At 54.4% G+C, this 13,907-nt stretch carries 8 protein-coding genes; 1 reads left to right on the forward strand and 7 read right to left on the reverse strand.

Going from position 1 to position 13,907, the window contains the following annotated elements:
- Window positions 1–385: 385 nt before the first annotated feature.
- Window positions 386–1,036, forward strand: coding sequence for a hypothetical protein (locus J9892_RS12040; protein WP_210538384.1), 651 nt, complete (start codon window positions 386–388; stop codon window positions 1,034–1,036).
- A gap of 175 nt (window positions 1,037–1,211) precedes the next feature.
- On the opposite strand, the gene J9892_RS12045 is transcribed toward J9892_RS12040, so the two are convergent.
- From J9892_RS12045 to J9892_RS12075, 7 genes are all read right to left on the reverse strand, one after another.
- The gene (locus tag J9892_RS12045) at window positions 1,212–2,450 is read right to left on the reverse strand and encodes an integrase domain-containing protein (protein WP_210538385.1); all 1,239 of its coding nucleotides are present in this window, start codon (window positions 2,448–2,450) and stop codon (window positions 1,212–1,214) included.
- 707 nt (window positions 2,451–3,157) lie between these two features.
- Complete coding sequence (locus J9892_RS12050) at window positions 3,158–6,433, reverse strand: HsdR family type I site-specific deoxyribonuclease (protein WP_210538386.1); 3,276 nt, start codon at window positions 6,431–6,433, stop codon at window positions 3,158–3,160.
- Window positions 6,434–6,518: 85 nt separating this feature from the next.
- Window positions 6,519–7,937 (reverse strand): restriction endonuclease subunit S, encoded by a 1,419-nt coding sequence (locus J9892_RS12055; RefSeq protein WP_210538387.1) that lies wholly within the window; start codon window positions 7,935–7,937, stop codon window positions 6,519–6,521.
- Entirely contained in the window at window positions 7,927–9,522 is a 1,596-nt protein-coding gene (locus tag J9892_RS12060) for a class I SAM-dependent DNA methyltransferase (RefSeq protein WP_210538388.1), read from the reverse strand. The genes J9892_RS12055 and J9892_RS12060 overlap by 11 nt, the downstream gene beginning before the upstream one ends.
- A gap of 38 nt (window positions 9,523–9,560) precedes the next feature.
- A complete protein-coding gene (locus tag J9892_RS12065; RefSeq protein WP_210538389.1) occupies window positions 9,561–10,487 on the reverse strand; it encodes a restriction endonuclease in 927 nt (308 codons plus the stop codon).
- A 135-nt stretch (window positions 10,488–10,622) separates the two neighbouring features.
- Window positions 10,623–10,913 carry a hypothetical protein gene (locus J9892_RS12070; RefSeq protein WP_246876662.1) on the reverse strand — a complete coding sequence of 97 codons (291 nt, stop codon included), beginning with the start codon at window positions 10,911–10,913 and terminating at the stop codon, window positions 10,623–10,625.
- 455 nt (window positions 10,914–11,368) lie between these two features.
- Window positions 11,369–13,897: a primase-helicase zinc-binding domain-containing protein gene (locus J9892_RS12075; protein WP_210538441.1), complete on the reverse strand. Its 2,529-nt coding sequence runs from the start codon at window positions 13,895–13,897 to the stop codon at window positions 11,369–11,371.
- Window positions 13,898–13,907 lie beyond the last annotated feature (10 nt).

A 13,907-nucleotide genomic window follows, 5' to 3' on the forward strand; every position in this document is an offset into this window, starting at 1 on the left:
GCTGAAATGACGTGCAGTGACGATTAAAAAGTGTGAAGGCGATCCTGACTATAAAGTTAACTGCATATCACAGGCCTATAAGTATTTGTTTTGTAGGCAAAAAACTATTTTTAATTTTTAACAAAATGTTCACGATCTCGCCCTGCCCTTAGGATACAGCGTGCTTGGTGTCGTGCCCTTGGGCTTACCTACCCGGACTATGCGTCTTTAGTGCATTTTCCGAAGAACCCAGCATACGTATTTGACCGCCGTGCTGCGACGGTACATTCCCCTGTGTTTCGCGAGTTTTTATTGCGAGCTGCTTATTTAGCGAAGACCCGAACAAAGGTTCCCGGTCAGCGTAATTTTGGTAGTAGTCAACTTTTTGGAAAATCAGGAGAGTAAGATGACGGAAATGAACAAGAGTGAAGTAGTAGGAGAAAAGGTACAGCCAGAGTTTGAGCAGTATATGCATATGCCTACTGTATGCGGCGGTTTAGCGCATTATGATCTAAAGCCTGTCCTGACGAAGGATATTCTGCGGCTATTGTGGTGGGAAGCAACTGACCCAGTATCGACGCGTTATGCGTTTAGCTTGGAAATCTATTTCGGTGCTCGGCATTTTAATGATGTTTGCACTGCGACAGAATGGATGTCCACTTGGCTGGTGTGCGATGCTGACACTCGCGGTTTATTTAAAGACTTAGAGTGTGCTGTCTGCCGTGTGAGTCGCTCTCACGACATGACTTTGGTGCGGATGGTCTTCTTATTCAGTGACTGTAAACAAGCGACAAGGCCTGAGTGGTTTGCCTATCGAGTGGCAGAATACTGGCGTGAGTGCATCTTGCGGCGCTTTCGTTTCTGCAAAGAAGTAGAACGACTTCCAATGGAACCAGGCTTGGGGCGTGTGGCATACCACTGTATAGACCAAGAGGAGACTGCGCTAACCGTGTTCGAATGGCTAATGAGTGGGCACCGGCTTTACGGTGATAACGCTACACAGGCGGAGTATTTCTGCGGTCGTCACATTAAAAGGCAGGAGGCGGGATCTTTATAGGTTCTTGTCGCAGGAGAGAGCCAAGGCTCTCCCCTGTATCTAATGTTGTATCAGGCAAACCTCAACGAGTAGTGATCACATCCAACAGGATCATCTGATACTTGTTTTTGCGGGCGCCATGAGAGTCCTAGCATCTTCTGCTTTATTGATAATCAGTTTGGGGCCAGTAAATAACTTAACCAGCCATTGTTGGTGGTATCCATGTCAGCGCTGAGCCGATCTTGGATGCGGCATCTATATGCTCTGACCACCAGACCATCATTTCTCTGCGACGTTCCAGATAATCCGTGCGGTTATAGGCGCTACGCACCTCGTCCTTGTCAGAATGTGACAAGGCGGACTCGATAACGTCTCGATCAAATCCTCTCTCGTTAAGGGTTGTGCTGCCCAAGGCTCGCAGGCCATGAGCGACCAAGGTCCCTTCATATCCCATTCGTTTTAAGGCCGCATTGGCTGTTTGCTCGTTGGTGTGCGTTTTAGGATTACGGATACCAGGGAAGATAAATTCACGATGGCCGCTGATCGGTCGCATGAGTTCCAGATAGGCAAGGGTCTGTGGTGTTAATGGCACATCATGACCTCTGCGCTTCTTCATTCTCTCTGGTGGGATCCGCCAGAGTTTCTTTTCCATATCGATCTCTGCCCACCGGGCTCCGGCTGCTTCGCTGGGGCGAGCCAAGGTATGCAGGCTCCATTCGATAAGGCAGCGGGTCTGCAAATTGATACTGGCTTTCGATAGCCTGTTCATCAGTTCCGGCAACTGGTTGGGGTTAATGCTGGGCATGTGCTGTTTGGCTGGACGCTGAAATACCTTGCTGATCCCCGAGCAAGGGTTGGCATCGATCAGACCAGAGTTGACGGCGAAGGTCATGATTTCGTTCACCCGCTGGGTGAGGCGACGCACGGTTTCGAGTTTTCCAGCAGCGGCGATGGGCTCGATGATCTTGATGGCCCTCTGAGCCTTTATATCCATGACAGGCACAGTGCCAATCTCGGGGAACAGATACATTTCGAGCGAACGCCAGAGATCCTCGGCATATGCTGGGGTAACGGAAGGGCATTTGACATCAAACCAGCGCTTGGCTACAGCCTCAAAAGTATGCTCGCTCAGCGATAACGCAGCGGATACCTGCTCGTCACGATGGTGTTGGGGATCGATGTTTTGTTGCAGCAACGTTTTGGCTTCGGAGCGCTTCTCTCTTGCGTCAGCCAATGACATCGTAGGGTATGAGCCGAAGCTGATCATATTTCGCTGCTTAGTGAGAGGGCGGTAGTAACGCAGGCGCCACAATTTAGAACCATTGGGCTTGATGACGAGCTCCAGGCCCGCCCCGTCGCAGAGGGTGTATTCCTTCTCCTTGGGCTTGGCTGCTTTGATCTCGGTTGGGGACAAGGGGCGGGTGATACGAGGCATAGGCATACGCTCCTGAAGGTATACAGAACCATATACCTAACGATATGCCTAAAAGGGCTGGATGGCAACGCATCCCATTGGACAGCGTAAGACAACAAAAAACCCGCAAAGCCTTTGGCAATGCGGGTTTCTGTACTTCTTCGTTCCCGGCCGGAACATGATTTGGTGGAGCTGGGGGAGTCTGAATCAATTGCTTATGTTGTTGATTTTAAATGGTTTGGCTGTGTCTTCTTTGACGGCGGTGTTGCCATTGGTGTTACTGGTGATTAAGTCACCCCACATTTTTGCCATTGTGGCGTACCGGTCTACCCCGCGGAAAAGCCAGCCAGGTTGCCGGCTACTTCGTGCGCTCGCGACGAACTTCTAGGGATGCGGGTTCAAATCCCTATGACCCAGGTCCCACGATTCATACTCACGGTGTTGCTCTTCGCGCCGATGTATTTCGTTTTTCACTGGGCTGCGCAATTGCGCACTCTCTAAGCCTCCACCAACGCCTCCAGCCCTTACCAAACCTAGCTCTTCCAGTATTGGACCACCATTGTATTTCGATTTTGCGCAACGGCTTGTGCGCAGAGAAATGCGCAATTTGCGCAGTTTGTAGTGCGCAGTTCTGAGGGTGTGAGCCCTTTATCCAGCAGAGCATGTCCATTTATAGGCACAAGGAGAGTGACACCATCACCCTCTGGCACTTGTGCCAATGCAGCCACTCAGCTCTGGTATTTCTTGAAGTTCTCCGCCTGCTCCAGCACGTTCTTGTAGACCTCATCGTTGGCCACCGGGGGGAAGCCGTAGCGGTGTAGCAGCAGGATAAGGTCCACTTTCAGCTTGGCCTTGATGTCGTCTCGGTTGCTCCAGTCGGGGTACTGGGCGCTGTCATCGACAATCACCTTCATCTCCTTGGCCAGCTCGAGCATCTTCTCCTCGTCGTAGGTGAAGTCGTATTTCACGCACATGTGATCCAGGATATCGAGAAACGCCTTTTCCTCCATGTCGATGCCCAGCTCAGTGAATGACATCATCTCGGTCTTGATGTCGTAGATCATGTCAGCCATCTGCTGAGTGAAGGTATCGAACTCCTCACCGTTGAGCACATCGTTCTCTTTACGCTGGTTGTACTGTTCCACCAGTGCTTGGAAGCGCTTGGAGAAATCGATCCCCTGCAGCTGGTTCACCTTCTTAAAGTCACTGATGGCCTTGGCCAGCATCTTCTGTAGCAGTTGCATCCGGGTGTTGGGTAGTTTGATCTTGTTGATGCGTTCCATGTACTCGTCATCGAAGATGTCGATGGTTTCGGCTTTGTCCTCACCCAGGGTAAAGATCTCCTCCACCCCGTCAGCCCTGAGCGCCTCGGCTATCATCTCGCGCACCTTCTGGTTCATCTGCGCGGTGTCCGGCGCATCGCCCTTGGTGAGCTTGTAGACGATGGAGCGCACAGCCAGATAGAAGTGGATCTGCTCGCGCTCCTCCTGGGTTATCTCCTCACTACCTACGCAAACGTCATAGGCGGCCTTGAGGCGCTTCACCAGCCCCATAAAGCGAAGCTCAACCTTCTTGGTTTGCAGGGCAAACTCGGCGGCGCGGTTGAGGCATTCGAGCTGCAGGGTAGGGGTCCCTGAGAAGTAATCACGGCTGTCGAAGGTGTGGAACACCTGGCCAAGCAGATGCAGGTGATTGCGCACCTCAATCAGCGACTGCTGAACATCTTCAAAGTTGGACTTGTCCGCTTTCGAGTACATGGCCAGCGCCATATTCATCCGGCTTTTGATGCCGATGTAATCGACCACCAGCCCCTTCTCCTTACCTTCAAAGCGCCGGTTAACCCGGGAGATGGTCTGGATCAGGTTGTGCTTTTGCAGCGGCTTGTCGATGTAGATGGTATCGAGCTCGGGCACATCAAAGCCGGTGAGCCACATGTCCACCACGATGGCGATCTTGAAGTTGGATTTGGGGTTTTTGAACTGCTTGTCCAGCTCCCGGCGGTACTCCTTGGTACCGAGCAGGTCATACATGGCTTGCTCATCATCTTGGCCGCGAGTCATCACCATATTGACCATGGGAAGGCTCCACAGCTCCTTGAGTTCTTGCTCGGTCAGCGAGATGCCATCGCTAGCTTGCTTTGCCTCAAACCACTCGGGCCGCTGCAGCTTGAGACTCTGGTAGAAGTCGTAGGCGATCTCGCGGCTGGCACAGACAAACATCGCCTTGCCTTTGACTGTCGAGCCTTCCGCAACCCGCTTGTCATAATGCTGGGCAAAATCCTTGGCCAGCGCGGCAATACGATCCGGGTCACCCAGGATGGAGTTCATGTTGGCCGTGGCCTTCTTGCTCTCCTCGATCTGATACTCGCTGGCCCCCTGCGCTTCACACTCCTGGTAATACTGCTCGATCGCCTCGAGTTTGCTGTTATCGAGTATCACCTTGGCCGCACGCCCCTCATAAACAATCCGCACCGTGATCTCGTCGTTAACCGACTCGGTCATGGTGTAGCTGTCGATGGTCTGGCCGAACACGTCCAGGGTGGCGTCGATGGGAGTACCGGTAAAGCCCACATAGGTGGCGTTGGGCAGTGAGTCATGCAGGTATTTGGCAAAGCCGTAGGTCTTCTTCACCGTGCCACTTTCGGCATCGATGCTGAGCTTCAAGTCGAGGTTGATTTGGCTGCGGTGCGCCTCATCGGAGATACAGATGATGTTGTTACGATCGGACAGTAGCTGGATATCTTCGGTGAACTTGTGAATGGTGGTGAGGAAGACCCCACCACTGGCACGACCGGCCAGCTTGTCCCGCAGGTCCTGGCGACTGGTGACCGGCTCAATCACCGCGTCGCCGATAAAAGCTGTTGCATTGCAGAACTGCTTGGCGAGCTGCTCATCGAGATCGGTACGGTCGGTAATGAGGATGATGGTCGGGCTGGCGAAATCGACGCTCTTCATCAGCAGGCGAGCAAGGAACTGCATGGTGTAGCTCTTGCCGCAGCCAGTGGCGCCAAAGTAGGTACCCCCTTTACCGCTACCACCGATATTCTCACCGCTGGCTGTTATCTGCTTACGCTCTTTCTTGATGTTGTAGTAGAGCTTGCGGGCAGCGTAATACTGCGGGTAACGGCAGCAGACTTTCACTTCATGCTTGCTGGTGTCGGGGAAGAAGACAAAGTTCTTTAGCACATCCAGCAGGCGGACCGGGTGGAACAGCCCCTGGATCAGGGTGTAAAGGCCATTGATGCCATCTTGTTCGGTGGACTCGTTACCCGTCACCTTGCGCCAAGCGTAATAGAACTCGTAGGGGGCAAACAGGTTGCCCAGCTTGTTGTTCACCCCATCGCTGAGGATACAGAGGGCGTTATAGACAAACAGCTTGGGGATGTCCCGTCGATAGCGCACACAGAGCTGGCGCCAGGCATCATGGATTGTGGCCTCCTCTTCCCGCACCGCTGACTTGAACTCGAACACCACCAGCGGCAAGCCGTTGACGTACAAGATGCCATCGGGAATGCGCAACTGCAGCCCACCATCGCGAGTCTGGCCTTCTATCTCCAGCTGGTTGACCAACCGGTAGATATTGTTATCCGCCTCGGCCTCAACTTCTTCCCCCGCAAACAACCTGGCCAACTGGCTTGGCAAGGTGCGGGTATCCATCAGCTCGATATAGAGGTCTTTCTGATTGCGGTCCTCGCGCTTGAGCAAGAAGCCATTGCTGAGCCAGTGGCAGAAGGTTTTATTGCTCTGGTACAGGTCACTGGCGGGCAGGGTCTGCAACTGGTGCAGAATGGTCGCAATTTCCCCCTCGGTGATCCCCTCGGCCTGGTACTGGTGAGCAAGGTACTGGCGCAGGTCATCGGCGATCAGCACCTCGCTCTTGTTCTTGCATGGCACATCGCTGCCGACATAGTGCGGGTAGCAGGGTTGACCAGCCGGGGTAAGATGCTGCCCCAGCAGAGAGATAATGGCCTGTTCCAGTTTTGCTTCGGTGAAAATATGGCTCATGGCGGTGGCTTCTTGTTCTGGTTGTGGTGGTCGGTCGGTGCAGCCAGACTGCCGCCCAGCAGTGAGCGGGCGGCGATCAGATGACTTATGCAGCGCCCTCTTCGGCAATATCGGCTTCAATATCGTCAAGGCGCAGCTCGCCGGAAATCAGTTTCGGCAGCAGGGTGTCCCGGAGCTTCTCTAATGCTGATCGTTCTGCAGCGTTTAGTGCCATTTTATTAAGATAGCTTTTAGTGGTAACCGTGAATGCGTCGACGACCTTTGCATTTGGGATGACAAGCGAGATGCTCTTAAACGTCTTTTTGCTGATTTCAGCAAAAGTAGTCCCACCAGCAATCCCTTTAATTTCATCTATGGATGAGTTCAACCAATAAAGGACATACTCCTGAGATAGTCTTTTGGTTACAGGAATGGCGATATAGCCCTGATTAATAGCAACAGGGATTTTTGTCAGGGCAAGATAACCAATGGGAGCACGTGAAGACATCAAAACCGTCTCCGTGGGTAATAATCCAGAGGTTATTTTATTCAGCCCAGCATCAGTGATTTTTCGCTCAGTATCGAGCATTACCTTCTCAGTGCTACCAGATAGATCTTTAGGAGAGGTCCAATGAATATGCCCCCCTTCCCAGAATTCAGGATTTGTAGTGCTCGGGGTAGAGCCGCCTTGAACTGTAAATTCATCGCCCGTAGTCGATACTACCCACCCCTGCGGCACCCAGCCGCCGAGGCCGAGGGAAGGCTCGGAACACTCTTCAAAGGCGGCAGGAAAGAGTTGGCGGATCTCCTCTGGCAGGGGCTTGAAATCATTGTGTTTACGCACCGTATCGCGGGCCTCGGCACGGTACAGCAGCTCGTCGGGAAGTTCCAGCCCCTGATCGAAGAAGCCCGCATCCAGTGCGTTATCGACCACGGGATCGAAGTCCACAAACCACGACTTAAATAGCGCCTGCGCCATCTGCTCCAGGGTTTGATTGACTTGGCGGTTGAGCTCGCGTTTTGAATCTAAACAATCTAAATATTCTACAATTAGGTCTTGATAGTATTTTGAAGGTGCTTGAAAAGTGATTTTTCCAAAATCAGTTTTATTGAGGATTGGCGTTGCACTTCCTCCCGCAACATCCTTTAAATACTGTTGTTTTGTTGATAACACATAGTATATGTATTTGGGGTTAAACCTTTTAACATCTATGATAATGCTGTTTATTTGTTGATTGGTAACGGACTCTTTTTTTAATAATATTGCCTTCCCCATATCTGAGCCGATGCAAGATACAGCAACGCTCATGGCTGGGACTAGATTTCGTTTTACTGCAGCCACACCATCAGATGTAAGATAACGCTCAGTATTTTCTATCCACCGTCTGCCATCCATATCTTTAGGTGTTACAAACGGAACACCATCAAGTGCTGAATAAGCGCTTTTAACACTAGCAGGTGGAGTTTTACCTGTTATTACTTTCCCAATATCGCTAATGCTATAAGTAATCAATTCAAGACCCATAACCCAGCGCCTCCATATTGGCACGGATCGCTAGATCCAGCTTGGTGGCTTCATCCAGCTGACGATAGAGAGTCTGAGTGAGCTCCTGCATCTTGGTTTCAAAGGGGATGCCATCATCTTCAATATCGGCGGCGCCCACATAGCGGCCCGGGGTCAGCACATAGTCGTTGGCCTTCATCTCTTCGAGAGTCGCCACCTTGCAGAAGCCAGCTAGGTCTTGATACTGCTCGATACCGATCTCCTTCGCCTCAATGCGGCGTTTGAGCTCACCCTCGTCGCTGCGCCAGGCGTGGAAGGTGTCGCTGATGGTGGCGATATCGGCCGAGGTCAGCTCTTTCTGGGTGCGGCTGATCATGGTGCCCAGGTTGCGGGCATCGATAAACAGGGTCTCGCCACGGCGATCTCGATAGCCGTGCTTGAGGCTTGCTTGCTTGCTCTTGCTGATAAACCACAGGCAGACCGGGATCTGGGTGGTGAAGAATAACTGCCCTGGCAAGGCGATCATGCATTCGATGCGGTCATCTTCTATCAGCTTCTGGCGGATCTCCCCTTCGCCGCTGCTGTTGGAGCTCATGGAGCCGTTGGCCAACACAAAGCCCGCGATGCCATCCTCCGAGAGCTTGGAGAGCATATGGAGGATCCAGGCGTAGTTGGCATTACCCGTGGGCGGGGTACGGAAGCCAGCAAAGCGCGGGTCGTTGGTGAGCTCCGCCTCGTTGCGCCACTCCTTCAGATTGAAGGGCGGGTTGGCCATGATGTAGTCGGCCTTGAGGTCCGGGTGCTGGTCGGCAAAGAAGGTATCGGCCGGGCGTTCCCCTAGATTGCCGGTGAGGCCACGCACCGCCAGGTTCATCTTGGCCAGCTTGTAGGTGGTGCTGGTCAGCTCCTGCCCATAGATGGCGATATCCTTGCTCTTGCCCTGATGGCTTTCAACAAACTTGAGGGACTGGACAAACATGCCGCCCGAGCCGCAGCAAGGGTCATAGATCTTGCCCTGATAGGGTTCGAGCATCTCGGCCAGCAGGGTGACCACGGCCTTGGGGGTATAGAATTCGCCGCCACCCTTGCCTTCACTGGCGGCAAACCTGCCAAGAAAATACTCGTAGACCCGGCCCACCAGGTCTTCTTCGGTCAGGTCGCACTCGGTGGCGAGGGTGTCGATGTTCTCGATGCTGTCGATCAGGGAAGCAAGCCTTGTCGTATCAAGCTGCAGTCGGGAGAAGTAGTTATCCGGCAGCGCACCGGTCAGTGCCTTGTTGCTCTTCTCGATAGTAGAAAGGGCCGTGTCGATGATGACGGCGACATCATCCTGCTTGGCGCGGGCTTTCACATAGGACCAACGAGCCTCCTCCGGCAGGAAGAAGACGTTGTCTTGCTGGTAGAAGACATCCATATCGGCAAAGGCTTCCTGGCCGCTCGCGATCAGTTGCTGGCGCTTAGCCTCGAACTTGTCGCTAATGAACTTCAGGAACACCAGGCTCAGCACCACGTGCTTATATTCGGAAGATTCCACGCTGCCACGCAGCTGGTTAGCGGTATCCCAGAGGGTCTCTTCAAAGCCTTTGCTGGCTTTCTTGGCGGGCATTTTTTTCGCAGGTTTAGCGGCCATGTAAATGCGTTCTCTCAGTCTTCAGAAAAATAATCGGAATCCAGCGCCTTGATGGCGAAGACCTGGCGGGTGGATACACCCACATTGTGTTCAATCATCAATGCGGTAAGACGGGCGCCATCGATAAGCACGATGCGTTTCTCAATCAGTCCCACATACTCCTGGGCCTCACGGCTAAATCCGGAGGTAGTAATAAAAACGCCCTTGCGAGCGCGGTGTAGATCGAGTGCCCCAGCGAAGGCCTGGATCTCGGGGCGGCCCACCGTCTTGTCGGTGTAGCGCTTGGCTTGCAAGTAGATAGAGTCGAGCCCTAGCTTGTCTTCCTTGATGATGCCATCGATCCCGCCATCGCTGCTGTAACGGGTGGTCTGTCCTGCCTCTTGCCCGCTACCGCCGTAACCCATGGCTACCATAAGGTCCACGACCAGCTGTTCAAAGAAACGGGGGGAGAGGGCTAGTATTTCACCCAGCAATTCATCAGCCAGGGAGTTGTTGAGGGCGGCAAGCGCCTGTTCAATCTGCTCTTGGGGGGTTTGCTGTGATGGAATTGAGGGCTGTTGGGCAACTGCAAGTGGGGTTGCACTGCTTTCACTGGAGGCCAGCGAGAATGCGACAAACTCGCCGAACTGGGCAAGATAGCGATTATCGATTGGTTGACCAGAAGCCAATGCGGCCTTTCCGCGAGCAGTGATCAAGCAGATGCCACGCTTAGGTTGGGCGATTAGCCCGGCTTTCACCAAATATGTCTTCGCCCAACCAACCCGTGATCTCACCGTGGTCTGACGGCCGCTTGGCAGGGTTTGGCTGAGTTGTTCAGGTGTAAAAGCGTAATGTGCGCAGACAGCGTCATACACCTGGCGTAATGAGTGCGAGGCATCATCTTGAAGTGCTGCGAGCACGATAGGCATCATGCGTTCATAACTGGGGATTGGGTCGGTCATTCGGCAATGTCTGAATACAACAGTATTGCCAATATCATCTCATAGAATCAGCCAGATTTGGTTGATCTTGGACTCATTAAGGATACGAATTGAAACGCCTTGGGACGATATGGCACTCAGGAATTGCCTGCGAGGTTAGCTGACAATCACCTGGCGTAGCCAGAGCAGGGCATCGATCTCCTTGTCACCGGTCACCACCCTCTGGGGTGGCAGCTCCGGAACCGTCGGCAAGGTCTCCCTGCTGCTTGGCCGTGGAGGCAGGGTGAACATGGCCCGGTGTCTCGGGTTGTCGGTGAAGAGGCCCGACCGGCTGATGATGGCTTTCACCGTCCCCAAAGAGAGGCCAGCCAGAAAAGCCACCTCGCTAAGTGAATGTTTGCGGCGTAGGGTGATCACCTGCTCGCGTTGTTCGTTGGTCAATCTCATGCAACCCCCTGTTGCGCTAGTTAAGGCATTACATTTACGAAACAATTTATGGCGCTTTCACTGGTGTACCCCCCCCGGTGAAAAGTTTTAGTGGGTTATTGTCTACCTCTCTACCCAAACAGTGAAACCCAGTAACAGCAAGGCTTTGAGCGGGTAGGCAGTGCCTTTTGATTCTCTACCCACTCCCTACCTAATCACCCTGCTCTCTCCCCCTTTATTGATGACAACTCATCAGACCACTAACAAAGATGAAACAACTCAAAAAGGTAGACTAGGTAGACTGTGGGTAGAGAGTAAATAATTACTGTCTACCCCTCTCTATCCCTTATGTAGCAAGGCTTTGAGGCCATTGGGTAGACAAGGTAGAGAGACTTTTCAAAAAGTCCTACGTGTTGGGAAAAGGGATAAAAAAAGGAGCCGCACCGAGCGTCTCCTGGAGTTAATTCTGGTTGGCATCATCCTTCATCAACATGGGCAGCCTGAGGCATGAACACCTCAGCGGCATCAGTCGGTGCGGCATTGGTTTGGGCATACCCCTTCACTTTGCGCGTGATGTACTCCCGCCCGAACTCTTTGGTGGCGCTCTTTACCGCCTGGCTGAATTTCTGGACTGACAGCGGGCGGCCCAAGCCGTGGTAGTCAAGATAGGCCAGATATAGGTGATAGAGGTAACGCCGGGGCTCCTGTTTCACACTGGGGTTGCCGCCCATGAATAGCCCCTCCGGTTTGTCCATGAAGGTCAGCATGGCGCACAGGTCGATCACCGGATCTGTCGCCCGCTTGATGGCCAAGGCGTCATCAGAGCAGCGTTGCTCCAACAATCGGATGCGGGCTCGCTCCGGGTCGGCGAAGAGGGTCAGCAAGTGGCGGATCACCACTGGCAGCTCGGCGGCTATCTTCTCCCCCAGTAGCGGATCTTTGTCAGCCTCTGTCACCACTTGGTTAAAGGTGAAAATCACCCTTCGGCGTGATACTCCCCCATTACGCTCGGTGATCACCATCGGCTCATTATTGGTCGCCAGGACTACCGCACGCAGCACAGCGGCAAACTGTTTCTCGTACTTCCCGTCAATCTCGACCATGTCCCCGCCAGTGATCGCCTTGATGCCACTGCCATCGCCTATGTACTTGGGTTGGTCTGGCAGCAGGATGAGCCGCTTATCCACAAACTGAGCGCGGCCCCTAGCGTAATCCAAAGCGGCCATATTGCCGGAACCTGTATTGCGCGGCCCACCTGCCAACATCGCGGCGATATTGGCGAACACGCTCTTACCGCTGCCACCCTCGCCAGTCACTTCAAGGAACAACTGCCAGTCATAGCGGTTTGCCAGAACCATAAACAGGGCGGCCTTGATGCGCTCCATCTTGCCAGCATCTCCCTCTGCGGCGTGGTTAAGCCACTTGGTAAAGCTGGGTGCGTGGTGCTCGATACATTCACCATGGAGTGGCTGGGCATAGTTGATTCCATTGTGATTCAGCAGGCCATCGGATGGCGAGTGGGGCCGGAATCGGCGGGCGGCCATGTCATAGACCCCATTGGCAAAGCCGATCAGGTCGGCGGCAGGCTGCCCTAGCGCCGGGATCATTAGCTTCATGGTTGAGACGGCAGCGCCGACACCCTTATCACTGAACGGGGCGCTATGCTCGGTGAAGATGGCCGCCATCTCGCGGCGCAGCTCATTATCTGTCAGCGGCTCCCACAGGCTTCCGCTGTAGTGGTAGACCCGTTCCGCCTCCATATTGATAGCCACCTCACCCAGCCGCTCGATCAGCAGGGTTGCCCGTTGGCTGGCGCTCATTTTGTCGATCATTGGTGCTGGCGACTCATGTTCTGGTTGGAGCGGGATCACTTCGGCCTGCCAGGGAGCCCCTTCATCCTGGCTGGCGTCTTGGTCTTGTTGGGTGATTTCGCCTTGATTCCAGGTGTTTTCACCCAGTGTTCGGGCAATTCCGCCATGGGTACTCAGGCAGCGAGTACCCATCTCACTCGGCGGGTGGTCGATAACGGGGGCAGTGCTGGCGCTCATGATGGCCTCTTTGGTTGCGGTCAGCCCGTGGGCTTGGTGGTAGTCGTTCCAGTCACCGGCAATCGGTGGCAAAGCTACCAGCCCGCCTATGGCAGCGGCTGCTTGCTCGGCCTTGGTCTTGCCGGGGTTGCCTTGGGTGTGTTCGTCATTGTCGCCACACAGCAGGATCCGGGCCTTTGGGTGCTGGCTGCGGGCAATCTGGGCCACCGCCGCCAAGTTGCCGCAATCCATCGCGCAATAGAGGCCCGCCCCAGTGGCTTGGTGAATGCTCAGGCCTGTGGCGTACCCCTCGCAGATAGCCACCAGCTCCCCGCCATCAATCCGGTGATAGGCTTCTGCCTTCTGCCCACCAGCAAGATAACGCTTGGTGCCATCAGCCCGGATAAGTTGAACGTTCACCAGTTCGCCCCCCTCGTCGGTCAGCGCGACCACCAGCGACCCGGCATGGAAGTTCTCGCCCCCCTCGCGGATCAGGGTTCGATTCACTGCGCTCAGGTGCGAACCAAAGCCCTTACGCTCAAGATAGGGGCTCTCCCCCTGCCCGGTGTCCGCCATGATGTCAGCGGCGCGTCTGGCGGCCTTCTGGCGCTGTTGCTCGGCTCGCTGGCGCTCCTGCTCGGTCTTGGCCTGTTGCTGGCGCTGGATGCGCTCCCTCTCGGCAGGGTCAAGCCCACCGGCAGATAACCCCACCAGCGGGGCGAGCAGTTCGGCGGCCTCCTTGGGCAGCTTGCCGGTCACCCGACACACCAGATCCAGCCCATCCCCGCTACCACACTGGTTGCAAATCCAAGTGCCACGGCCCGCCCTGTCATCGAGCCGGAACCGGTCACGCCCACCACAGGCAGGACAGGGGCCATGCTTGCCACGGCGTGGGATGTCGATACCGACAGCAGCGAGCAGATCGGGCCAGTGACCACAAGCGACCCTTGCTACATCACTAACAAGGCGGGGGCTCATTGCCCCCGGT

Origin of the sequence: Aeromonas sp. Prich7-2 (genome assembly GCF_017939255.1) — a bacterium.
Classification (GTDB): Bacteria; Pseudomonadota; Gammaproteobacteria; order Enterobacterales; family Aeromonadaceae; genus Aeromonas; species Aeromonas caviae.